At 70.4% G+C, this 21,842-nt stretch carries 19 protein-coding genes; 9 read left to right on the top strand and 10 right to left on the bottom strand.

The window, feature by feature from the left end; genetic code table 11:
* Positions 1–20: 20 nt before the first annotated feature.
* The 6 genes from CAL11_RS20575 to CAL11_RS20550 are packed head-to-tail and all read right to left on the bottom strand — an operon-like array spanning position 21 to position 5,718.
* Positions 21–1,184, bottom strand: coding sequence for an acyl-CoA dehydrogenase family protein (locus CAL11_RS20575; RefSeq protein WP_086094072.1), 1,164 nt, complete (start codon positions 1,182–1,184; stop codon positions 21–23).
* Entirely contained in the window at positions 1,181–2,182 is a 1,002-nt protein-coding gene (locus CAL11_RS20570) for a branched-chain amino acid ABC transporter permease (protein ID WP_033449185.1), read from the bottom strand. The genes CAL11_RS20575 and CAL11_RS20570 overlap by 4 nt, the downstream gene beginning before the upstream one ends.
* On the bottom strand, positions 2,182–3,054 hold the full coding sequence (locus tag CAL11_RS20565) for a branched-chain amino acid ABC transporter permease (RefSeq protein WP_033449187.1): 873 nt from the start codon (positions 3,052–3,054) through the stop codon (positions 2,182–2,184). The genes CAL11_RS20570 and CAL11_RS20565 overlap by 1 nt, the downstream gene beginning before the upstream one ends.
* Positions 3,051–3,800 carry an ABC transporter ATP-binding protein gene (locus CAL11_RS20560; RefSeq protein ID WP_086094071.1) on the bottom strand — a complete coding sequence of 250 codons (750 nt, stop codon included), beginning with the start codon at positions 3,798–3,800 and terminating at the stop codon, positions 3,051–3,053. The genes CAL11_RS20565 and CAL11_RS20560 overlap by 4 nt, the downstream gene beginning before the upstream one ends.
* Positions 3,797–4,582: an ABC transporter ATP-binding protein gene (locus CAL11_RS20555; RefSeq protein WP_086094070.1), complete on the bottom strand. Its 786-nt coding sequence runs from the start codon at positions 4,580–4,582 to the stop codon at positions 3,797–3,799. Before CAL11_RS20555 ends, CAL11_RS20560 begins: the two co-directional genes overlap by 4 nt.
* The gene (locus CAL11_RS20550) at positions 4,579–5,718 is read right to left on the bottom strand and encodes an ABC transporter substrate-binding protein (protein WP_033449193.1); all 1,140 of its coding nucleotides are present in this window, start codon (positions 5,716–5,718) and stop codon (positions 4,579–4,581) included. Before CAL11_RS20550 ends, CAL11_RS20555 begins: the two co-directional genes overlap by 4 nt.
* A gap of 328 nt (positions 5,719–6,046) precedes the next feature.
* Here CAL11_RS20550 and CAL11_RS20545 point away from each other — a divergent pair, with 328 nt between their 5' ends.
* Genes CAL11_RS20545 through CAL11_RS20520 form a run of 6 tightly spaced genes read left to right on the top strand, consistent with a single transcriptional unit; the run spans position 6,047 to position 11,166 of the window.
* A complete protein-coding gene (locus tag CAL11_RS20545) occupies positions 6,047–6,814 on the top strand; it encodes an SDR family NAD(P)-dependent oxidoreductase (protein WP_086094069.1) in 768 nt (255 codons plus the stop codon).
* A gap of 32 nt (positions 6,815–6,846) precedes the next feature.
* On the top strand, positions 6,847–7,629 hold the full coding sequence (locus CAL11_RS20540; RefSeq protein ID WP_086094068.1) for a crotonase/enoyl-CoA hydratase family protein: 783 nt from the start codon (positions 6,847–6,849) through the stop codon (positions 7,627–7,629).
* A 3-nt stretch (positions 7,630–7,632) separates the two neighbouring features.
* Positions 7,633–8,022: a Zn-ribbon domain-containing OB-fold protein gene (locus CAL11_RS20535; protein ID WP_086094067.1), complete on the top strand. Its 390-nt coding sequence runs from the start codon at positions 7,633–7,635 to the stop codon at positions 8,020–8,022.
* Positions 8,019–9,170: a thiolase gene (locus CAL11_RS20530; RefSeq protein WP_033466839.1), complete on the top strand. Its 1,152-nt coding sequence runs from the start codon at positions 8,019–8,021 to the stop codon at positions 9,168–9,170. The genes CAL11_RS20535 and CAL11_RS20530 overlap by 4 nt, the downstream gene beginning before the upstream one ends.
* Positions 9,171–9,178: 8 nt before the next feature.
* Entirely contained in the window at positions 9,179–10,042 is an 864-nt protein-coding gene (locus tag CAL11_RS20525) for a MaoC/PaaZ C-terminal domain-containing protein (protein ID WP_086094066.1), read from the top strand.
* A gap of 35 nt (positions 10,043–10,077) precedes the next feature.
* Positions 10,078–11,166 (top strand): SDR family oxidoreductase, encoded by a 1,089-nt coding sequence (locus tag CAL11_RS20520; protein WP_086094065.1) that lies wholly within the window; start codon positions 10,078–10,080, stop codon positions 11,164–11,166.
* 33 nt (positions 11,167–11,199) lie between these two features.
* Here the strand turns inward: CAL11_RS20520 and CAL11_RS20515 are convergent, their stop codons facing one another.
* The 3 genes from CAL11_RS20515 to CAL11_RS20505 all read right to left on the bottom strand — a co-directional run bounded on the left by CAL11_RS20515 (position 11,200) and on the right by CAL11_RS20505 (position 14,368).
* Entirely contained in the window at positions 11,200–12,180 is a 981-nt protein-coding gene (locus tag CAL11_RS20515) for a Bug family tripartite tricarboxylate transporter substrate binding protein (RefSeq protein ID WP_086094064.1), read from the bottom strand.
* Positions 12,181–12,282: 102 nt separating this feature from the next.
* A complete protein-coding gene (locus CAL11_RS20510; RefSeq protein WP_086094063.1) occupies positions 12,283–13,305 on the bottom strand; it encodes a cyclase family protein in 1,023 nt (340 codons plus the stop codon).
* Positions 13,306–13,618: 313 nt separating this feature from the next.
* Complete coding sequence (locus CAL11_RS20505) at positions 13,619–14,368, bottom strand: IclR family transcriptional regulator (RefSeq protein WP_244172856.1); 750 nt, start codon at positions 14,366–14,368, stop codon at positions 13,619–13,621.
* Between the two features lie 177 nt (positions 14,369–14,545).
* Between CAL11_RS20505 and CAL11_RS20500 the strand changes: the two genes are divergently transcribed.
* From CAL11_RS20500 to CAL11_RS20490, 3 genes are read left to right on the top strand one after another with little or no spacing between them, the layout of a single operon-like run.
* Positions 14,546–15,853, top strand: a complete 1,308-nt coding sequence (locus tag CAL11_RS20500) for an NAD(P)/FAD-dependent oxidoreductase (protein WP_086094061.1) — start codon at positions 14,546–14,548, stop codon at positions 15,851–15,853.
* Positions 15,854–15,903: 50 nt separating this feature from the next.
* Positions 15,904–16,923 (top strand): dipeptidase, encoded by a 1,020-nt coding sequence (locus CAL11_RS20495; RefSeq protein WP_230590467.1) that lies wholly within the window; start codon positions 15,904–15,906, stop codon positions 16,921–16,923.
* Positions 16,924–16,939: 16 nt separating this feature from the next.
* A complete protein-coding gene (locus tag CAL11_RS20490) occupies positions 16,940–17,908 on the top strand; it encodes a tripartite tricarboxylate transporter substrate binding protein (RefSeq protein WP_086094060.1) in 969 nt (322 codons plus the stop codon).
* 122 nt (positions 17,909–18,030) lie between these two features.
* On the opposite strand, the gene CAL11_RS20485 is transcribed toward CAL11_RS20490, so the two are convergent.
* Positions 18,031–21,690, bottom strand: a complete 3,660-nt coding sequence (locus CAL11_RS20485; RefSeq protein WP_086094059.1) for an AAA family ATPase — start codon at positions 21,688–21,690, stop codon at positions 18,031–18,033.
* Positions 21,691–21,842: the final 152 nt, after the last annotated feature.

The raw sequence follows: 21,842 nt of genomic DNA, 5'->3' as shown, positions 1-21,842 counted from the left end.
CCTCTTCTGCATTGCCGGATTCAGTTCGCCGCTTCTTCCGCCTCCTTGCGCACCGCGCGCGAGAGCACCAGCCGCTGGATCTCGGAAGAGCCTTCGTAGATCTCGAGGATGCGCTGGTCGCGGTAGAGACGTTCCGCCACGGTGGGCTTGCAATAGCCCAGGCCGCCCCAGATCTGTACCGTATTGTCCACCACCCGGTGCGATACCTCCGAGGAGAACAGCTTGGCCATGGCGCCCAGGTTGGAGACATCCTGGCCGGCGTCGTAGGCGCGCGCCGCCTCGTAGAGCATCATGCGCGCGGCCGAGATCTCGGTGGCCATGTCGGCCAGGCGGAAACCGATGGCCTGGTTCTCGCCGATGGGCTGGCCGAAGGCCCGGCGGGAGACGGCGCGGTCGGCGGCCTGGCGATAGGCGCCCAGCGCCACCCCGAGGGACTGGGCCGCCACCATGATGCGGCCCACGTTCAGGGTCTGCAGCGCCAGCCTCAGGGCGCGGTTGAGCTCGCCCACGCGGGCGCTGTCGGGCACCACCAGGTCCAGCTTGAGGTTGGAGGTCTGGGTGCCGCGGATGCCCATCTTGTCCGACAGCTCGTCGATCACGGCGCCCGGCTGTTCCTTGTCGACCATGAAGGCCGACACGCCGCGCCCGCCGGCGGCCGGGTCGGTCTTGGCGAACACCACGTAGTAGCGCGAGGCGCCGCCGTTGCCGATCCAGTATTTCTCGCCGCGCAGCCGCCAGCCGTCGCCCTCGCGGGTGGCGGTGGCCTCGATGGCGGCGGCGTCCGAGCCGGCGATGCGCTCGGACAGCGCGAAGCTGGTGGCGCGGCCCAGGGTCATCTCGCGCAGGTAGAAGTCCTTCTGCGCGTCGGTGCCGGCCAGCAGGATGGGAAAGGCGCCCAGCTGGTAGGCGCACATGATGGCCGAGGTCGAGGCGCAGTGCGTGCCCAGGGCCTCGACCGCCGCCACCGTGGTGGCCAGATTCGCGCCCTGGCCGCCCCATTGGGTGGGCAGGAACAGCCCGGCGAACTTGTGTTCGACCAGCGCTTCGATGGTCTCCCAGGGATAGCGCTGGTCGCGGTCCAGCTCGGGGGCCAGCGGGCCGAAGCGTTCGCGGCCCAGGCGCTCGGCCAGGGTTTGCCAGCGCGTGGCGGCGTCGTCCAATGCGGGTTTCCAGATGACAGTCACTTTGGGTTCTCCAGGGTAGTCGCGACAGGGGAGGCGGGCTGGCGGCGGCGCGCCAGGCGGGCCAGCGGCCGGACCAGGCCCATCAGCCCCTGCGGAAAGAAAGCCAGTACCAGCACCAGCAGGCTGCCGAGCACGATCTTGTCGACATAGCCGCCGAACGAAAAGAATTTCTCCTGGATCAGCACCAGCGCGGTGGCCAGCAGGGGGCCGAGCAGCTGGCGCCGCCCCACCAGCACCACGGCGGTCAGCATCAGGATCAGGAAGTAGGTTTCCAGGATGTCGGCGCTGACGTAGGCGCGCTGGTAGGCGTACAGCCAGCCGGCCGCCGCGCTGATGGGCGCCGAGAACAGGAACACCTGCAGCCGCACGCGCGCCGGGTCGATGCCGCTCATGGTCGCCAGCCGCGGGTTCTGGTGCACCATGATGGCGGCGGTGCCCAGCCGCGAGTGGCGGAAGCGGTCGATCAGGTAGATGACCACGACCAGCAGGCCGAAGGCGTAAGGCCACAGTTCCTCGTCGTTGCCGGCGGTCAGCGACAGGCCGGCCACCGACAGGTCCAGGGTGGGCAGGCCGCGCAGGCCGTCCGAGCCGCCCAGGAAGGCCCAGTTGGCCGCCACCGTGACCGCCACCACCGCCACGGCGTAGGTGACCAGCGAGAAGACGAACTCGCGCAGCCGCAGCGTGACCAGTCCGACCACCGCCGAGACGCCCAGCGCGGCCACGATGGTGGCCGCCAGCGTGGTCCAGGCGCCCGCGCCGGCGCGGGTCGAGAGCAGGGCGGTGACGTAGGCGCCGGTGGCGAAGAACACGGTGTGGCCCAGGCTGACCTCGCCCAGGTCCGAGACCACCACGTCCAGTCCGTAGGACATGACGGCGAGGATGGCGATCAGCACGGCCGCGCTGTAGATGGCGGGGCTGCCGCCCAGCCAGGCCGGCAGGTACAGGACGATGACGGCCAGCGGCAGGAGGGCGGCGCGGCGCAGCGACAGGCGGATCATCAGTGCACCCCCCGCGCCGCGCCGGCGCTCAGGCCGCCCGGGCGCAAGACCAGCACGCCGATCAGCACCAGGAAGGCGGCCGCCGTGGCGTAGGCCGGCGAGACCAGGGCGCTGAACAGGGCGGTGAACACGCCCAGCGCCACGCCGGCGGCATAGCTGCCGGTGACGCTGCCGATGCCGCCCAGCACCACCACGACAAAGGTGATGATGACTTCCTCGAAGCCCATCGAGGTGAGGATGGGCGTGCGCGGCGCCACCATGCCGGCGGCAAAGGCCACCGCGGCGCCCTCGAAGGCGAACACGCCGTAGTAGATGCGGCGCACGTCGACGCCGGCCAGCTGCGCCAGCTTCGGATCTTCGGCCACCATGCGCACCAGCCGGCCGGCGCGCGAGCCTTCCAGCAGCCATTTCAGGCCGGCGAACACGGCGATCGCGGCGACCACGATGGCGGCGTCCTGCCAGGTGACCCACAGGTCGCCGACCTCGATATCGCGCTGCGACCAGGCCGTGTCCAGGATCTGCCCGGTCGAGCCGAAGATCAGCGAGGCCGCGCCCTGGATGACGTAGCCGAAGCCCAGCGTCATGATCATGATGGACACCAGGTTCTGCTCGAAGGTGGCGCGCAGCATGATGCGCTGCATGGCCAGGCCGATCAGCGCGCCCAGCGCCATGGCGGTGGGCAGCGCCAGCAGGTAGGGCATGCCGGCCGAGGTGGTGGCCCACCAGGTGACGAAGGCGCCCACCATGTACATCTGGCCATGGCCGAAGTTCACCAGCCGGGCCACGCCCAGCAGCAGGGTCCAGCCGATGGCGATCAGCGCGTAGGCATGGCCCAGCACGATGCCGTTGATGAGCTGTTGCAGTAGATTCATGCGGCGTGCGCTCCGAGATAGGCCTGGGCGATGCGCGGATCGGCGCCGACGCTGGCGGCCGGGCCTTCCAGCACGAGCCGGCCGCGCTCGAGCAGCAGCAGGCGGTCGACCACTTCCATGGCGGCGCGCACGTTCTGCTCCACCAGCAGGATGGACAGGCCCGAGCGCGCCAGGGTTTGCAGCGTTTGCAGCACCTGCGAGACCAGCATGGGCGCCAGGCCGATGGACGGCTCGTCCAGCAGCAGGACGCGCGGGCCCATCATCAGCGCGCGGCCGATGCCCAGCATCTGGCGCTCGCCGCCGGACAGCTGCGCGCCCAGGTGGCGGCGCCGTTCGGCCAGGCGCGGGAACAGCTGGAAGACTTCGTCGCGGGTATAGAAGCGGCGCCCTTCCGGGCTGCCCGCGTCGAAGGCGGCGCTGAGGTTCTCCTCGACGTTCATGCTGGCGAAGATCAGCCGTCCCTCGGGCACCAGCAGCAGCCCGTCGCGCACCCGCTGGTGGGTGGGCGTGGCGTCGATGCGCCGGCCGTCGAGGCGGATTTCGCCGCGCACCGTGGGGCGGCCGCGCGACCAGCCCAGCAAGGCGTTGACCAGGGTGGACTTGCCGGCGCCGTTGGCGCCGATCACGCCGACGATTTCGCCGCGCCCCACTGACAGCGCGTCCAGGCCGAGCGCGCGGTTGCCGGCGTAGCCGACTTCCAGCTGCCGCGCGCTCAGCACGGCCTGGTCCGTGGTCGGGGCGTTCATTGCGCGCTCCCGAGATAGGCTTCGAGCACGCGCGGGTCGTTCTGGATGGCGGCCGGGACGCCGCAGGCCAGCGGACGGCCCAGGTTGAGCACGCAGATCCGGTCGGCCACGGCCATGATCAGCTCGATATGGTGTTCGATGACGACCAGCGCCACGCCTTCGCTTTTCAGTTCGCCCAGCAGCCGCACCAGCGCGGCCATGTCGGCGCCGCCCAGGCCGGCCGCCGGCTCGTCCAGCAGCAGCACGGCGGCGCCGCGGCCGTAGGCCAGCGCGATCGACAGCATGCGTTGCATGCCATAGGAGATCTCCTTGGGATGCAGGTCGTGGCAGGCGGCCGGCACGCCGAAGCGCTCCAGCTGGCCGGCCGCGTAGGCGCGCGCCTGGACGCGGCGGCGCGCCGCGCCCAGCGGGTTGAGCGCGCTGGCCAGCAGTCCGGCCTGCGCCTGTCCGCCCAGCACCGCCATCATGTTCTCCAGCACGCTCAGGTCGTCGAAGAAGGCGTTCTGCTGGAAGGCCCGCTTGATGCCCAGCGCGGCCAGGCCGTGCGCCGGCACGGCGCTGATGTCGCGCCCGTGCAGATGCACCGTGCCGGTGCGCGGGATCAGCGCCGACACCGCGTCGTAGCACGAACTCTTGCCCGCGCCGTTGGGACCGATGATGCCCAGCAGCTCGCCGGCGCGCACTTCCCAGCTGACGTCCTCCAGCGCGACCAGGGCGCCGTAGCGCACGCCCAGCGCCTGCACGCTGAGCGCGGGCGCGGCGGCCTCGGTCGGCGCGATCATGGCTGGACCACGATCTTGCGGCCGTCGACGCGGAACAGGTAGTAGTTCGACTTCAGCTGGCCGTTGGGTTCGAATTGCAGGTCGCCCATGGCGGTGCCCTTGAACGCGCCGCCGCGGATGCGCTTGGCGATGGCCTCGCGGTCCAGCGTCTTGAGCTCGTTGGCGGCCATGGCCCATACCTGCAGCGAGGTGGCGCCCAGCGCCATGAACTTGTCGGGCGTGTACTTGAACATCTCCTGCGTCTTGGCCACGAAACGCTGGTTGGCGGGATTGGACGCGAACGGCTCCACGTCGGGGAAATAGATGTCTGCGCCGATCAGGCCGTCGGCGGCGTCGCCCGCCACGTTGATGACGCTGGGGGCCACGGTGCCCACCGCGCTGACCAGCTTGCCCGGCAGGCGCGACTGTTTGGCCTGGCGGATGATGGCCGGCATGCCCAGGCCTTCGTTGGCGTTGATGGCCACGGTGACGTCGGGCTTGGCGGCGCGCACGTTGGTCATGGCGACTCGGAAGTCGGCCTGCGTGAACGGGAATTTCTCTTCGGCCACTTTTTCGTAGGCATGGCCCAGCTTCTTCAGCGAGGTTTCGATGGACTCCTGCGCGCCGTTGCCATAGGCGTCGTTCTCGGTCAGGAAGGCCACGCGCTTGGCGCCCACCGACTTGATGTAGTCGGCGATCACCGCCCCGTCCTGCGAGTTGGAGCTGTTCAGGCGGATCGCCAGCGGGTTGCCTTCGCCCGAAAGAATCGGGTCGGCCTTGGAGATCGCCGTGATGTCCAGCACGCCGGCGCGCGCGATGACCGGCTGCATGGCCAGCGTGACCGGGCTGTTCCAGCCTTCGATGATGACCGACACGCCGGCGCTGATCAGTTCGGTGGCGCGCGAGACGCCGACCGCGGGCGTGGATTCGTCGTCGCGCGACACGATCTCGATCTGGCGGCCCATCACGCCGCCGCTTTCGTTGATGACGGCCGCCATGGCCTGGATGGCCTGCGTGACGTGCTGGCCCTGCGGACCGGCCCCGCCCGAAAGGGGGAAGATCACGCCGACTTTGATGGGGGTCTGTTGCGCCTGTGCCGCCGCGCCCAGGCTCAATGCCAGCAGCCCCGCGGTGAACAGTCTGTGTATCCGCTTCATGCCTGTCTCCTGATCGTTATGCGAGCGGCGCGGTGCGCCGTCGCTTTCTGTACGGCGCCTCTGGGGGGACGCCGTTCTTCACGGTGAAACGTTGCTAGCGATGAAAGCCGGCTGTTCCGCCGCGCGCCTCTGCGGGCGGTCCGGCGGGTCGGTGCGACTAACATACCATCAGGTATTTTTTGAAGTCAATGAAGTTCATACAATTCGATCATTGGCGATTTCCCTAATAAAAACAAAGGATTTTTCGGTTGCACTTAATTCTTTTGAAAAAATACCGTTCGGTATGTATTATGGCCGGACTGCCATTCCATCGACGAGGATGCCTGCCATGGACACACAAGGAATCACCGCGCTCGTCACTGGCGGCGCGTCGGGCCTGGGTCTGGCCGCGGCGCGCCGCCTGCTGGCGGCCGGCGCGCGCGTGGTCATCGCCGACCTGCCCGGTTCGCCGGGCGAGGAGGTCGCGCGCGAACTGGGCCCGGACGCGCGTTTCGCGCCGGCCGACGTCACCCGCGAAGACGAGGTGAATGCCGCCTGCGACCTGGCCGAATCGCTCGGCCCGCTGCGCGCGCTGGTGCATTGCGCCGGCCGCGGCGGGCCGGTGCGCCTGCTCGACAAGGAAGGCAACCCCGGGCCCATGGACACCTACGCCGACATCGTGCGCGTCAACCTGCTGGGCACGTTCAACACGCTGCGGCTGGTGGCGGCGCGCATGGCGCGCAATCCGCTCACGCCCGAGGGCGAGCGCGGGGTGTGCGTGCTGACCGCGTCGGTGGCCGCCTACGAGGGCCAGATCGGCCAGATCGGCTATGCCTCGTCCAAGGCCGGCGTGGTGGGCATGACCATCGTGGCCGCGCGCGACCTGGCAAGCAAGGCGATCCGGGTCTGCACCATTGCGCCGGGCATCTTCGACACGCCCATGCTGGCGCGCGTGTCGGCCGAGGCGCGCAAGACGCTTGCCGCATCGGTGCCGCATCCCGCCCGGCTGGGCAGCCCCGACGAGTACGCGCAGCTGGCCCAGCACATCATCGGCAACGCCATGCTCAACGGCGAAACCATCCGCCTGGATGGCGCGCTGCGCATGGCGCCGCGCTGACCCATCCGACCGACCCCGAAGGAGACGCCACCATGAGCGCGCAAACCCCCGATGCCGCGGAAGTCCTCGTCGACCGCGCCGACGGCATTCTCACCATCACCATCAACCGGCCGCAGGCCCGCAACGCGATCAACCCGGCGGTGGCGCGCGGCATCGCCGCGGCGGTCGACGAGCTCGACGCCAGCGACGAGCTGCGCATCGGCATCCTGACCGGCGCCGGCGGCTCGTTCTGCGCCGGCATGGACCTCAAGGGCTTCCTGCGCGGCGAGCTGCCCAGCATCGAGGGGCGCGGCTTCGGCGGGCTGACCGCCCGGCCGCCGCGCAAGCCGCTGATCGCGGCGGTGGAGGGCTATGCGCTGGCCGGCGGCTTCGAGCTGGTGCTGGCCTGCGACCTGGTGGTGGCGGCCGACAATGCGCAGTTCGGCGTGCCCGAGGTCAAGCGCGGGCTGGCGGCCACGGCCGGCGGCCTGGTGCGCCTGCCGCGCCAGCTGCCCTACCGCATCGCGCTGGAGCTGGCGCTGACCGGCGACATGTTCCCGGCCCGGCGCGCCCACGGCTATGGCCTGATCAACCAGCTGACCGAACCCGGCCAGGCGCTGGACGCGGCGCGCGAGCTGGCGCGGCGCATCGTCGCCAACGGCCCGCTGGCGGTGGCCGCCAGCAAGCGCGTGGTGGTCGAGTCGCAGGACTGGCCGGCCGACGAGGTGTGGGAACGCCAGGCGGCGCTGACCGACCATGTGTTCGCGTCGGCCGACGCGCGCGAGGGCTCGGCGGCCTTCGCGGAAAAGCGCCAGCCTGTCTGGCAGGGGAAGTAGGCCATGGCCACCGATTCGCGTTTCGACGGCCCCGGGCCCGATGCCCGCTATCACGCGGCGCTGGCCCAGGGCCGGCTGATGCTGCAGCATTGCGAGGACTGCGCGGCGGTGCGCTTTCCGCCCGCGCTGGTGTGCCGCGCCTGCGGCGGCGCGCGGCTGGCCTGGCGCGAATCGTCCGGCCAGGGCAGCGTGTACGCCGCCACCACGGTGCGCGACCGCGCCGGCGACTACAACGTGTCGCTGGTCGAGCTGGAGGGCGGGGCCCGCATGATGAGCCGCGTCGAGGGTATCGAGGCCGCGCGGGTGCGCATCGGCCAGCCGGTGCGCGCGCGCATCGTGGCGGGCGATGAACCCTACGTGGTGTTCGAGCCGCGCGTAGGAGACGCCGCATGAGCCGCGCGCTGCGAGGCCGCGCCGTCATCGCCGGCATCGGCAATACCCATCGCTGGCAGGCGCCCGGGCGCACGCCGTTCGACCAGCTGCAGGAGGCGGCCGTGCTGGCCCTGGAAGACTGCGGCCTGGCCATGGCGCAGGTCGACGGACTGTTCTGCGCCATGTCCACTTCGGGCCTGCCGGTGCTCAACGTGGCCGAGCGGCTGGGCATCCGGCCGCGCCATGCCGACGGCACCATGGTGGGCGGCGCCTCGTTCCTGTTCCATCTGCAGGCGGCCATGGCGGCGCTGGAGACCGGGCTGTGCGAGGTGGCGCTGATCTGCTATGGCTCCAACCAGCTCACCGCCGGCGGCAAGCTGGCCTCGATGCCGGACCCGCAGCCGTACGAGGCGCCGTTCCGGCCGCGCTATCCCATGTCCAGCTATGCGCTGGCCGCGGCGCGCCATATGCACCAGTACGGCACCACGCGCGAGCAGCTGGCCGATGTGGCGGTGGCCGCGCGCCAGTGGGCGCGGCGCAATCCGCACGCCTACGCGCGCGACCCGCTGACCCGCGCGGACGTGCTGGGCGCGCGCATGATCAGCGATCCGCTGACCAAGGCCGACAGCTGCCTGGTGACCGACGGCGGCGCCGCGCTGGTGCTGGTGCGCGCCGAACGCGCGGCCGACCTGCCGCGCCCGCCGGTCCATGTGCTGGGCACCGGCGTGGCCGTGAGCCACCGGCAGATTTCGGCCATGCCCGACCTGACCGTCACCTGCGCGGTGGAGTCGGGCCGGCGCGCGTGCGAAATGGCCGGCGTGGCGCCGCGCGACATGGACCACGTGATGCTGTACGACGCCTTCACCATCAACACACTGCTGTTCCTGGAGGACCTGGGTTTCTGCGCCAAGGGCGAGGCCGGCGCGTTCGTCGAGAGCGGCGCCATCGCGCCGGGGGGCAGCCTGCCGGTCAACACCAATGGCGGCGGCCTGTCGTGCAACCATCCGGGCATGTACGGGCTGTTCACCGTCATCGAGTCGGTGGCGCAGCTGCGCGGCGAGTGCGGCGAACGCCAGGTCGAGGGCGCGCGCCTGTCGATGGCGCATGCCAACGGCGGCGTGCTGTCCAGCCAGGCCACCGTGATCCTCGGCACGGCCGAGACAGTGTGAGGGCGGCCATGGCGATCGATTCCGACCGACTGCTGGCCGCCGAGATCCCGGTGGCGGAGCAGCAATACGGCTGGCGCGAGTGCGTGCTTTACGCGCTGGGCGTCGGCGCGGGCCTGGACCCGGAAGACGGGCTGGACCTGCCGTTCGTCGACGAGACCCGCCTGAAGGTCGCGCCCACCTTCGCCAACGTGCTGGCCGATCCGGGATTCTGGATGCGCGACCTGCCGCTGGGCCTGGACTGGCTGCGTACCGTGCATGGCGAGCAGTCGATGCGCGTGCACCGGCCGCTGGCCGGCCGCGCCTCGGTGCGCGGGGTCACGCGTATCGTCGACGTGGCCGACAAGGGGCGCGACAAGGGGGCGCTGATCTACGCCGAGCGCGAGCTCATCGACCTGGCCGACGGCGCGCCGCTGGCCACGCTGAGCCAGACGGTGTTCTGCCGCGGCGACGGCGGCTTCGGCGGCAAGCCGTCGGCGCGTCCGCCGCCGCCGGCGGTGCCGGCGCGCGCGCCGGACGCGAGCGTCCAGGCGCGCACGTCGCCGCAGTCGGCGCTGATCTATCGCCTGTCGGCCGACCTCAATCCCTTGCATATCGACCCGGCCGTGGCGCGCCAGGCGGGTTTTCCCCGTCCCATCCTGCATGGCATGGCCAGCTTCGGCGCGGTCGGGCAGGCGCTGGTCAAGGCCTGCTGCGGCGGCGAGCCGGCGGCGGTGCGCGGCATGGGCGGGCGCTTTTCGGCGCCGGTGTTCCCCGGCGAAACCGTGCGCGTGGACATCTGGCGCACCGGCCCGGGCCGCGCGGCCTTCCAGGCCCGCGTGGCGGCGCGCGACGTGGTGGTGATGGACAACGGCACCTTCGACTACGAGGCCTGAGTCCGCCGCATTCCAATCCGACTCAAGGAGGCAGCATGACCGACTCGACGGCAGGCAAGGTATTGGTGGTGGGCGCGCTGGGCGTGGTGGGGCGCGCCGCGCTGGAGCACTTCGGCCAGCGGCCGGGGCTGGCGCGGGTGGGGCTGTCGCGCCGCGCGCCCGATTTCGCTCCCGAGGCGACCTGGGTTTCGGCCGACCTGCGCGACGCGCAGGCCACGCGCGCGGCGCTGGCGCCCCACGGCGACGCCACGCATGTGGTGTACGCCGCGCTCAACGAGCAGCCCGACTTGCTCAAGGGATGGCGCGACAGCGGCAACGCCGACCTCAATACGCGCATGCTGCGCAACACGCTGGACGCGCTGCGCGAGGCGCCGCTGCGCCATGTGACGCTGCTGCAGGGCACCAAGGCCTACGGCGTGCACACCGGCCGCCCGATGCCGGTGCCCGCCCGCGAAACCGACGCGGTGCGCGACCACGCCAATTTCTATTTCGACCAGCAGGACCTGCTGGCCGAACGCGCCGCCGCGCAGGGCTACGCCTGGACCATCTTCCGGCCGCAGATCGTGCTGGGGGTGGCGCTGGGCAGCGCCATGAATCCGGTGGCCACGCTGGGCGCCTACGCGGCGCTGTCGCGCGAGGCCGGCCAGCCGCTGCGCTATCCGGGCCATCCGCACCTGCTGACCGAGTGCACCGACGCGCGCCTGATCGCCCGCGCCATCGCCTGGGCCTGGGACGAGCCGCGCGCGCACGGCGAGGCGTTCAATATCGCCAACGGCGACGTGGTGCTGTGGCAGCCGGTGTTCGAGCGCCTGGCCGCGCTGTTCGGCATGCCGCTGGGCGAGCCGGTCGACACGCGCATGCGCGAAGCCATGCCCGAGCAGGCCGAACGCTGGCGCGCCATCGCCGAACGCGAGCGCCTGGCCGTGCCGCAATTGCGCGACCTGATCGGCCTGTCGTGGCAGTACGCCGACGCCACCTGGGCGGCGCGCCACCCGCTGCCGGTGCCACCGCTGGTGTCGACCATCAAGCTGCGCCAGGCCGGCTTTGGCGACTGCATCGATACGCAGGAATGCATCGTCGAGCACTTGCGCGAGATGCAGCGCCTGCGCTATTTGCCGCGCTGAGCGCGGGGCCGGGCGGCGGCCCGGCCCGTGCCCTTACTGCACCGGCGGGATGCCCGCCTGCTTGATCAGTTCTCCCCAGCGCTGGCTTTCGCGCTGGGTGATCTGGGTCAGCTCGGCCGGGGTGCTGGTGCGCGCCTCGTTGCCCAACTTGCGCATGGCCTCGGCAAAGCGCGTCGAACCGGTGATCTCGCGCAGCGCCGCGTTCAGCTTGGCCACCACGGGGGCCGGCGTGCCGGTCGGCGCGAACACGGCGTACCAGGTCTCGCCCACGATGGAGGGGTAGCCCAGCTCGCGGAACGTCGGCACCTCGGGCATCAGCGGCTGGCGTTCGGCGCTGAGCACCGCCAGCGCGCGGTACTGGCCGGCCTGCACGTTGGGCAGCGCGCTGGTCAGGGCCTCGACGTTGGAGTCGACGATGCCGCCTATCATGTCCATGGTGGCCGGCGCCGCGCCCTTGTAGTGCACCTGGGTCACCTGGGCCTGCAGGCCCGTGGCCACCAGTTCGCCCAGCAGGTGCACCATGCTGCCCTGGCCGTTGGTGGCGTTGTTGATCTTGCCCGGATGGGCCTTGGCGTAGGCCACGTATTCGGCCACGCTGCGGGCCGGGAAGTCCTTCTTCACCACGAAGGCGAACGGCACCGTCGCGATCGCCGCCACCGGGGCGAAATCCTCCAGCGTGTACGGCATCTGCCGCATCAGGTGCGGCGTGACGGTGAAGGTGCTGCCCGAGGAAAGCAGCAGCGTGTAGCCGTCCTTGGGGGCGCGCGCCACGTAGGTGGCGCCGATCAGGGTCGAGGCGCCGGCCTTGTTGTTGACCACGAACGAGCCGCCCAGGGTCTCGCCCAGTTGCTGGGCCAGCTGGCGTCCCACCACGTCGCTGGTGCCGCCGGGCGGAAACGGGATGACCAGGGTTACGGGCTTGTCGGGATAGTTGGCGGCGGGGTCCTGCGCGAGGGCGGCGGCGGGCAGGGCGAGCGCGGCGGCCAGCGCCAGCGCCTGGAATCGTACGGTCATGGCTTTGTCTCCTGTCGTTGTCGTGCGCGGCGCGCCGCGGATGCGGAAGCGCCGCGAGGTGCGGCAGTGATGCGTGTTGCGGCATGGCGCCGCGCGGGCGGGTCAGACCGTGGCGATCGGCGTGGCCGGCGAGCCCACGGCGCCGGGCAGGCGCAGCGGCGGCGCCGTCAGCAGGAAGCTGGAGCGGTCGTGCTTGCGCAGCCATTGCGCCAGTTCGGCGAAGTACCAGAGTTCGCCCAGGTTCAGGCCCAGCTTGAACAGGCAGTGCGCATGCAGCGGCAGGCCCGGGTAGTGTTCGCCCTTGCCGGGGCCGGCCGGATAGGCTTCGACGGCGAAGTTGTCGGCGCAGATGGCGACGATGCCCGAGTCGGTGATCCACTGCAGCAGCTTCTCGTCGCGGCCGTCGAGCACCGCGCAGGAGCGGGCCAGCACCTCGCCGTCGGGCTGCTTGTTCATCTCCAGCACCAGGTCGGCGAAGCCGGTGTACAGGCACAGGAAGTCGCCGGGCTCGACGCTGGCGCGCTGCGCCCGCAGCGCGGCCATCAGGCCGTCGTAGCCGACCAGCGCGCGCTCGCGCCCGTGCAGGCGCTCCAGGTCGACCAGCACGCCGCGCCCCTGCACGCCGGCGGTGGCCAGCCGTTCGATGCCGATGGCCCTGGCGCCCAGGTTGTCGGCCGCGTCGTCGGGGCCCACCACCTCCACGCCGCCGCGATAGCCGTTGTAGTAGACCTTCTCGGGTATGCCGTCGTCGTTGGCGTCGAACATCTGGCCGACGTGGCCCAGGCCGTCCCATTGGGTGGAGTACTGCGTGTACATCAGCACCGCGTCGTCGGACACCACGTCGCTGAAACAGCCGCACACGTTGGACAGGCGGAAGTTGTAGTTGTGGCTGGGGCCGCGCTTTTCGTAGAAGAAGCGCGGCGCCTTGCGGTGCTGGAACAGGGTGTTGCCGCCGGGGTAGTCCAGCGGCAGGCTGAGGCAGAAGGCGATGCCGTGCTCGACCTCGCGGATGGCGCGCAGCCGCGCCTGCGGCGTGAGCAGGTTCATGCGCCCTATCTGATCGTCGGGACCGAAGTCGCCCCAGTTCGATCCTTCCGGACGCTTTTTCCAACGGGGGGAATCCATGGCGATGACTTCCTTGCTGAGAGTTGGAGGGGAAGGCATGCGGGGGTCGCCGCCAGCCGGTTCCTGCGACCGGATTCGCATGACGAAGTCAACATACCATTTGGTATGTCATGGGTCAATCGGTGAAACGCCGTGATCGAATATGGGCCTGTTTAGCTCGTAAATACCCAGGTTTTCCATGTTAGCTGGATATCCGCCTATAGATACCGGTTGGTATTTATTCGGGGGAGGAAGTCGAGGCGGCGGCGTGCCGCGCCGTCACGGCGGGCGAGGGCCTGGGAGGGGGGGCGGGCGCGGCGGCGCCCGGGAGGGATCAGAGGGCGTTCTTGCTGATCGCCCGCGCGGCGCGCACCGCCAGCGGGCCGAGATCCTCGCGGGCGCGTTCGAGCGACCAGCGCGGCTTGGGCACCGAGATGTTGACCGCGGCCACGGGCGCGCCGGTTTCGTCGACGATGGTGGCCGCCACGTTGATGTCGCCCTGGTAGAACTCTTCGTCGGCGTAGGCGTAGCGGTGCTCGCGCGCTTCGTCGATGAGGTGGCGCAGCACGGCCAGGTCGGTGGTGGTGCGCGAGGTGTGGCGCGGCACCGCCATGCGGGCCAGGCGCGCCTCCAGCTGATCGGGCGGCAGGTGGGCCAGCAGCGCGCGGCCCGACGCCGAGGACAGCATCGGAATGCGCGTGCCGGCCGGCATGTACACCGGGATGTGCTTGGACGTGGGGATGCGCATCACGAAGACCATGTTGTCCTCGTCGTCGGGCACCGACAGGTTGACGATCTCGCCGCACTCCTGGTTGAGCTGGTGCAGCACGGCGTGCGCGTGCTGGAACACCGGCTCGCGCGCCAGGAAGCTGTAGCCCAGGCCCACCGCCTTGACGGTGACGCGGTAGCGCCGCGAGACCGGGTCCTTCTTCAGGTAGCCGGCGCGCTCCAGCGTGTAGGCCACGCGCTGGGCCGAACCGCTGGTGATGCCGCAGGCCCGTGCGATTTCCTGCAGGTTCATGGTTTCGCTGTTGCGAAACGCCTCCAGGACGGCCAGGCCTTTTTCCAGCGATTGAATGAGCAATGCCGATTCCGCCATGGGTGTGCTTGCCTTGCGATGGCGCGCGGCCATCGGAGTGTGATCGGGGTTATTGACAGGCGATAGTACCTTGCGGCGCCCGGCCGCCGGATGCCATCCGTCACCAGGAAAACGTCGTTGACACTCACCGAAAACAATGACTAAATATCGAATAACAGATTCATGTTATCGCTATTCGATAAGATAATGCAGGATTCCAAGCCCGTCAACGAGGCGCTTCCCCGGCGCGTGGACGTCGCCATCATCGGCGGCGGCATCATCGGCGTCAGCACCGCCTACGCCCTGGCCCGGGCCGGCGTCTCGGTGGCGCTGTTCGAGAAAGGCCGCCTGGCCGGCGAGCAATCGTCGCGCAACTGGGGCTGGGTGCGCACGCTGTGCCGCGATGCCGCCGAGATTCCGCTGGCCTTGCGCGCCCATGCGCTATGGACCGAGATCCAGGCCGAGGTGGACGTGGGCTATCGCCGCACCGGCATGCTGTACCTGCAGGAGGACGAGCGCGACGCCGCCACGCACCAGCATTGGATCGAGCAGGCGCGCACCTATGGCGTGGACGCCGCCCTGCTGGGCCGCGAGGCGGCGCTGCGCTGCCTGCCGGCCTCGCGCCGCCCCTGGAGCGGCGCCATGTACAGCGCCTCGGACGGCGTGGCCGAGCCCGAGCTCGCCACCCACGGCATCGCCGCCCTGGCGCGCCGGCACGGCGCGGCCCTGTTCGAACAGTGCGCGGTGCGCGGCCTGGACACGGCGGCCGGGCGGGTCGACGGCGTGGTGACCGAGCGCGGCCGGGTGGCCGCCGAAGCGGTGGTCATGGCCGCGGGCGCGTGGTCGCGCTTGCTGTGCGGCAATTCGGGCGCCGACTTCCCGCAGCTGAAGGTGCGCGGTTCGGTGCTGCGCACCGCGCCGTGCGACCTGCCGCTGGCCGCCACCGTCAACGGCAAGGACTTCACCTGCCGCAAGCGCGCCGATGGCGGCTATACCGTGTCGCAGTTCGGCGCGTCGATGGCCGACATCGTGCCCGACAGCTTCCGCCTGCTGGGCAAGTTCTATCGCGCCTGGCTGGCCAACAATGCGTTCGTCAAGCTGCGGCTGGGCAAGCGCTTTTTCGAAGAGCTGGCGATTCCGCGCCGCTTCGCGCTGGACCGCGCCACGCCGTTCGAGCGCTGCCGGGTGCTGGATCCGGCGCCCTCGGCCAGCGCGGTGGCGCGCGCCTGGCAGCGGCTGGTGCAGGCGTTTCCGGATTTCCGCGCCACGAGCGTGGCGGCGTCGTGGGGCGGCTATATCGACGTCACGCCCGACGCGCTGCCGGTGATCTCGCCGGTGCCGGCGCTCGATGGGGCCTATCTGGCCTCGGGCTTCTCCGGCCATGGCTTTGGCATCGGGCCGGCGGTCGGCGAACTGGTGGCGGACATGATCCGGGGCCGGGCCGCGCAGTCGGCGGTCCAGCCGTTCCGGTTTACGAGGTTTTCCGAATGATTTCGTCGGGCCGCGAGGCCGATTCACACTTTGTGCAAGGGGAAATGCAAATGGCTTTGGCAGCAGACCTGCACCGGGATGCCGTCGTGGTCGACGGCCTGGTGTTCTTCAGCGACGGCAGCACCCGCGACATGCTGGCCGGCGGCGTCAGCGCGATCAACCTGACCGTGACCGAGATGAGCGCCGATTTCGAACAGGCGCTCAAGGACGTCATGGCGTGGCGCCAGCGCTGCCAGGATCCGGCCTCGGGCTGGACGCTGGTCGAGCGCGCCGCCGACATCGCGCGCGCCAAGCGCGAGGGCAAGCTGGGCCTGATCATGGGCTGGCAGAACGCCCGTCCGCTGGGCGACCGGCTCGAGCGCATCGCGCTGTTCCACACGCTGGGCATGCGCGTCATCCAGCTGACGTACAACGAGGCAAACCTGATCGGCGACGGCTGCCTGGAAAAGCGCAACGCCGGCCTGTCCAACCTGGGCGTCGAGATGGTGCGCGAGATGAACCGGGTGGGCATCGCCATCGATCTGAGCCATTGCGCCGAACAGACCTGCCTGGACGCGGCGCGCCACAGCACGCGTCCGGTGCTGCTCACGCACGCCAACGCCAACGCCGTGATTGCCCGGCCGCGCAATAAGTCCGATGCGGTGATCAAGGCGGTGGCCGCCACCGGCGGGGTCGTCGGCTGCAGCATCCATGCCTACCTGAACTGGCGCGGCCAGGCCGGCCAGCAGCCCACGCTGGACGACTTCGTGGCCAACATCCGCTACATCGGCGACCTGGTGGGCTACGAGCACGTGGGCATAGGCACGGACTTCCCGGCGGTCGACACCTACGAGGCGGTGCGCCACGTGATGGTGATGTCGCGCACCAAGTACGCGGCCTCGGGCGGCGACTTCTCCAATGCCTTCGGCGACGTGATGGAAGCGCGCTATCCGGTGGAAACGCCCACGCCCGCGCAATTCGGCGGCCTGACCGAGGCGCTGGCGCGCGGCGGGCTGAGCGACGCGCAGATCAAGGGCGTGCTGGGCGAGAACTTCGTCCGCGCTTTCGACGCCTGCTGGCAACCTGCCTAGAACCAAGGAAACAACCATGAACCTCTATCGCAAACTGGGCGCCGCGCTGGCGGCGCTGGCCGGCGCGGCCTGCGTGGCCGGGGCCGCCCAGGCGGCCGACTTTCCCAACCGCACGCTGCGCATCGTCGTGCCCTACCAGCCCGGCGGCTCGACCGACATCGTGGTGCGCAAGTTCGCCGAACTGGCCGCGCCCGAGCTGGGGCAGTCCATCATCATCGAGAACAAGGGCGGCGCGGGCGCCACCATGGGCGCGCGCGCCCTGGCCACGGCGGCGCCGGACGGCTACACGCTGGCCATCCTGCCCAGCCCGGTGTTCCGCATGCCGCACATCCAGAACGTCGGCTATGACCCGACCCGCGATTTCACGTACGTGATGATGCTCAGCGGCTATACGCTGGGCGTGGCGGTGGCGGCCGATTCGCCGTACAAGACCTGGGGCGAGTTCATCGCCTACGCCAAGGCGCACCCCGGCGATGTGACCTACGGCACCGCCAGCGTGGGCAGCGCCTCCAACGTCATGATGGAAGACATCGCGGCGCGCAACGGCGTGAGCTGGCGCCACGTGCCGTACAAGGGCGAGTCCGATGTGATCCAGGGCGTGATGGGCGGCCAGCTTACCGCCTACGCCGGCTCGACCACCGTGATGCCCATGGTGCAGTCGGGCAAGATGCGCATGCTGGTGACCTGGGGCGGGCACCGCAGCGCGCAGTTCCCCGACGTGCCGTCGCTCAACGAACTGGACGGCACGCCGGCGGTCTACGCGCCGTTCGGCATCGCCGCGCCCAAGGGTCTGCCGGCCGACGTGCGCAAGACCCTGCACGACACCTTCAAGCGGGTGGCGCAATCCGACGCCTTCAAGGAAGTGCTGACGCAATATGGCCAGGAACTGGTCTATATGGATGGCGAGGCCTACGCGGCCTATGCCGCCGAGCAGTTCGAGGCGGAAAAGGCCATCGTCAAGAAGCTGGGCCTGGCGGGGAACTGAGTACGGGCATCCGGGGGCCTGTCGTCCTGGCAGTCAAATGTTCGTGGTCCGCGACGGTGTGCCTGTCCCAGTGGGGACAGGCACACGCTGCCGCTGGCGTCCATCCCCCGTGGCGCGGCCCGTCACGGTCCCGTCGCCACCAGCTGGTTGGCGTCCAGGCGACGCTGCGCCCAGCGCGCATATTGCAGCGCGGCCAGTCGGTTGGCGTGGCCGATGGCCTGCCGCCATGCGGCGCAGGCCTGCTCCAGGTCGCCCAGCAGCAGCAGGGCGTCGCCGCGCAGGCACAGGGTCTCGGGCATCATGCCGGCAATGCGGAAACGCGCGCACAGCAGATCGGCGCGGTCCAGCGCCACCAGCGCGCGGTCCGGCCGGCCCAGGGCGTTGAGGGCGCAGGCCAGCAGGCACTGGCCGGATACTTCGGCGGTGGGCATGGCGCGCCGTATCGTCTCCAGCGCCGGCTCGAAATTGTCGATCACCGACGCATCGCCGCGCAGCGCGGCGGCCAGGTCCACATAGCAGCTGGTCAGGGCGTAGAGGAATTGCGGGCGCAGCGGGTGCGCGTCCATCGATTGCTTGAGCGCGTCGGCGACCATGCCCATCTGCGCCCAGTCCTCGTACAGATAGCTGAACTTGACCAGCATCATGCTGCTGGCGGCCAGCATCAGGGGGTTGTTGTCCTGCCGGGCGTAGGCCATGGCGGTCTGCACGCTCTGCATGGCCTCGTCGCCGCGCCCCTGGGTGGCGACGGTCAGCGCCAGCATGGCGTGGATCAGGGCGCCGGCGTTCTCGCCCAGGATGGGCGCCGGGCCGATATCGGTATGGGGAAACACCAGCCCTTGCAAAGCCTGGCGCAGCAGGCGTTCGGACTCGATGACATCGCCCTTCCAGAGTTCGCAGATGGCCATCGCGTACAGGGCCCAGGTGCGCCAGCCGCTCTTGCCGTGTTCGTGGGCCATGTTCAGCAGCTGGTGCGCGAGGCTGACGGCCTCGTCGTAGTCGCCGCTGTGCTGGCAGGCATTCCATAGCGCCCAGAGCGCGGTGAAGCGGCTCTGCGGGTCGCCGGGGCTGACGCGCACCGCCAGCGTATAGGCCTGGGCGGCCGCCATCGACCCGGGGCCGTCCAGGTTGCCGGCCAGTTCGCCGCGGACCATGTGGCAGGCGAACTCGAATTCGTCGCGCTCGGCATCGGACTCGATCTGGTGCCGCAGCGCCAGGGCGTTGTCCAGATAGCGGTGCGCCTGCGCATAGTCGCCGCGCCGTACGACCTCCCAGACCGCGGTGCGCCACCATTGCGCGGCCTGCGGGTCGCCCGCCTGCTGCAGGTGGCGGGCAATCTCGTGCGGCGCGCCGGCGCCTTGCTGCAGGTGCTGGGCGATGCGCTGGTGCAGGGCGCCGCGCTGCTCGCGCAGCATGTAGCGGCGCACGGCCTGCGCGATGGGCGGCGGACAGCGCCAGCGCTGCTGCGCGTCCAGGTGCAGCAGGCCGTGGCGGCCCAGGGTTTCGAGGCGCGTGGCCAGGGCGGCGGGGGTGGTCTGCAGCACCTCGGCCAGGCGGGCGGCGTCGGCCGGGCCGTCGTCGCATAGCAGGCACAGCATCTGCAGCGTGTGGCGCTCGGGCTCGATCAGCAGGTTCAGCTGCAGCGCCACGCGGTCGGCCAGGCTGGGCACGCCTTGCGGCATGGCCAGCTGCGCGGCGCATTTGGCCAGTTCGCCGGCATACAGCGGGTTGCCCATGCTCTCCTGCTGCACCTGGGCGCGCTGGCCCTGGCTGAGGCGGTGCGTGCGCGCCAGCGAGGCGGCCAGCTGCGCGGTGGCCTCCCGGTCCAGCGGCGGCACCGTGATGGCCTGGTGGTCCCAGGCCGGCGTGTAGACATCGCGCGCCGTCGCCAGCAGCAGGGTGGGGCCGGAGACGACGCGGCCGGCCAGGTGCGCGATCAGGCCCAGGCTGGCCGGGTCCATCCAGTGCAGGTTTTCCCAGACGATGAGCTGCGGCCGGCCGGCCGGCGTGCGCTGCATCAGGATGGAGGTGAGGATTTCGATCAGATCGATGTCCTGCTGCGCCTCGCCGCGCGCGCCGTCGTCGGCGCCGTGCAGCCATTGCCACAGGCGTTCGGCCGCGGCGGCGCGCAGGCCCGTGTGCGCGCGCAGGCGCTCGACCAGATGGGCGTGCGCGGCCCGGCCGGCGCCAGGTTCGATCTCGCCGATGCCGCTGTGGGCGCGCAGCCAGGCCTTGACCGGATGCCAGGGCGTGGCCGCCATGTGTTCCTGGCCGGCCAGCAGCACGGTTTCGCCGCCCGATTGGCGCGCATACTCGATCAACGCCTGCGCCAGGGCGGTCTTGCCGATGCCGGCCACGCCGCGCAGCAGCACGGCCTGGGGCCGCTCGCGCCCCTTGAGCTGGTTCCACAGGGCCGTCAGGCGCTCGAATTCGTGGTTGCGGCCGAACATGCGGCGCGCCGGGGCGTGGGCCGTGGGCGCGCCCAGCGCCTGGTAGTCGTCGCTGCGCCGGCCGGTCTGCACCAGCTGCCACTCCGACAGGCGCACCGCGCAGGCCTGCGTCACCAGGGTCTCGCGGTCGCGCGCCTGCCAGGCCAGCCGGACGGCCTGGCGCGCGGCCAGGCTGCCGGCGTCGGGCTGGCCGTCGGGCTCGGTCAGGGCGACATCGGCATGCAGGCCCATGCCCAGCGTCACGCCGTCGGGCAGGTCGGCCGAGGCCAGGCGGTCGGCCAGGCGCGCGGCCGGATGGGCGGGGCGCTCGGACAGCGCCGGGTAGCCGAAATAGGCCAGCACGGTGCTGGTGGCGCGCGGCGCCAGCCAGCCGCCCAGCGCCAGGGCGTGGCGCTCGATGTGCAGTATGGCGCGTTGCTGGATGTCGATGGCGCGCTCGGCGTCGTCATGGCAGGTGGCCGCGTCGATGTCGACGTTGATGGCCAGCACCGCCAGCGGCCGGTACAGGCCGGGCCGGATGCGGGCCGGCTTGGCGGCGATGGCCGGCATGGCGTGCTGGCCGGGCTCGAGCAGCGCCCAGGTCTCGTTGCTGGGCGCCGCGCCCAGGCGGTCGGCCAGCACCTGGGTGCAATGGTCGAAGGCGCGCATGGCGGCTTCGCGGTCGTCCAGGGCTACCAGCAGGCGTATCAGGTGGCGGTGGCAGGCCTCGTCCTCGGGCCAGCGGCTGACCCAGCGCTTGGCGTGCACCAGCGCTTCCTGTTCGCGGCCCTGGCCGATGTAGAAGTCGGTCAGCTGGCTGCGCGCCAGGGCCAGCTCGATATCGATGCGCGCCTGGCAGTCGTCGCGCCAGCCGCGCATGGATTCGCCGTCGGGCAGGTCGATGCCGGCCAGCAGGGCGCCCTGGTAGGCCGACAGCTTGTCGGCGGCGCCGTATTCCAGCCGCGGGTGCAGGCCCAGCACGGCCAGCGCGTCGATATCGAGCAGCGCCGCGTCCAGCGAGAGGCTGTCCTTCTCGATGCGCAGCATCTCGGGCGCCTGGGCGAATACCTTGCGCAGGGCGTGCAGCGCATGGCGCAGGCGCGCCCGCGCATCGTTGTCGGGCAGCTCGGGCCACAGCCAGGCCGCCAGCTCGCGGCGGCTGACGCGCTCGCCCGGCGCCAGCGCCAGCACGGCCAGCAGCAGCTTGGCTTTCTCGTATGGAAAGGCGCCGGTGCGGTCCACTCCCCGCACCACCAGTTCGAAGCCCCCCAACAGCCGCAGGCGCGAAAAAGGCAGCGCTTCGATATCTGCGTACGGCTGCGCCGCTGGTGTTTCCCCCGCTACATGGACATTCACGGCTGTTTGTTTCTTGTTTGCGTTTAATTTACGTTTGTTTACGGTTCAACTATAGCAAGAATGTGTTGAATTAATTCAACACGCTTTAAACCGTTGGATTCCTAGAATGCCTACGCTTCGGTGTCATGCCGGTGTCCAAGGTTTCCATGAAC

The sequence above is a fragment of the Bordetella genomosp. 6 genome, from assembly GCF_002119705.1.
Taxonomy (GTDB): domain Bacteria; phylum Pseudomonadota; class Gammaproteobacteria; order Burkholderiales; family Burkholderiaceae_B; genus Bordetella; species Bordetella bronchiseptica_F.
This window is presented reverse-complemented; position numbering and strand designations above follow the sequence as displayed.

What these genes read in the sequence shown, in the direction of transcription:
- CAL11_RS20550 (WP_033449193.1), bottom strand. Translation starts at nt 5,718, where the DNA reads ATGAAGCGGATACACAGACTGTTCACCGCGGGGCTGCTGGCATTGAGC.
- CAL11_RS20525 (WP_086094066.1), top strand. Translation starts at nt 9,179, where the DNA reads ATGGCGATCGATTCCGACCGACTGCTGGCCGCCGAGATCCCGGTGGCG.
- CAL11_RS20515 (WP_086094064.1), bottom strand. Translation starts at nt 12,180, where the DNA reads ATGACCGTACGATTCCAGGCGCTGGCGCTGGCCGCCGCGCTCGCCCTG.
- CAL11_RS20570 (WP_033449185.1), bottom strand. Translation starts at nt 2,182, where the DNA reads ATGATCCGCCTGTCGCTGCGCCGCGCCGCCCTCCTGCCGCTGGCCGTC.
- CAL11_RS20565 (WP_033449187.1), bottom strand. Translation starts at nt 3,054, where the DNA reads ATGAATCTACTGCAACAGCTCATCAACGGCATCGTGCTGGGCCATGCC.
- CAL11_RS20545 (WP_086094069.1), top strand. Translation starts at nt 6,047, where the DNA reads ATGGACACACAAGGAATCACCGCGCTCGTCACTGGCGGCGCGTCGGGC.
- CAL11_RS20495 (WP_230590467.1), top strand. Translation starts at nt 15,904, where the DNA reads ATGGCTTTGGCAGCAGACCTGCACCGGGATGCCGTCGTGGTCGACGGC.
- CAL11_RS20490 (WP_086094060.1), top strand. Translation starts at nt 16,940, where the DNA reads ATGAACCTCTATCGCAAACTGGGCGCCGCGCTGGCGGCGCTGGCCGGC.
- CAL11_RS20560 (WP_086094071.1), bottom strand. Translation starts at nt 3,800, where the DNA reads ATGAACGCCCCGACCACGGACCAGGCCGTGCTGAGCGCGCGGCAGCTG.
- CAL11_RS20500 (WP_086094061.1), top strand. Translation starts at nt 14,546, where the DNA reads ATGTTATCGCTATTCGATAAGATAATGCAGGATTCCAAGCCCGTCAAC.
- CAL11_RS20530 (WP_033466839.1), top strand. Translation starts at nt 8,019, where the DNA reads ATGAGCCGCGCGCTGCGAGGCCGCGCCGTCATCGCCGGCATCGGCAAT.
- CAL11_RS20535 (WP_086094067.1), top strand. Translation starts at nt 7,633, where the DNA reads ATGGCCACCGATTCGCGTTTCGACGGCCCCGGGCCCGATGCCCGCTAT.
- CAL11_RS20520 (WP_086094065.1), top strand. Translation starts at nt 10,078, where the DNA reads ATGACCGACTCGACGGCAGGCAAGGTATTGGTGGTGGGCGCGCTGGGC.
- CAL11_RS20540 (WP_086094068.1), top strand. Translation starts at nt 6,847, where the DNA reads ATGAGCGCGCAAACCCCCGATGCCGCGGAAGTCCTCGTCGACCGCGCC.
- CAL11_RS20555 (WP_086094070.1), bottom strand. Translation starts at nt 4,582, where the DNA reads ATGATCGCGCCGACCGAGGCCGCCGCGCCCGCGCTCAGCGTGCAGGCG.
- CAL11_RS20510 (WP_086094063.1), bottom strand. Translation starts at nt 13,305, where the DNA reads ATGGATTCCCCCCGTTGGAAAAAGCGTCCGGAAGGATCGAACTGGGGC.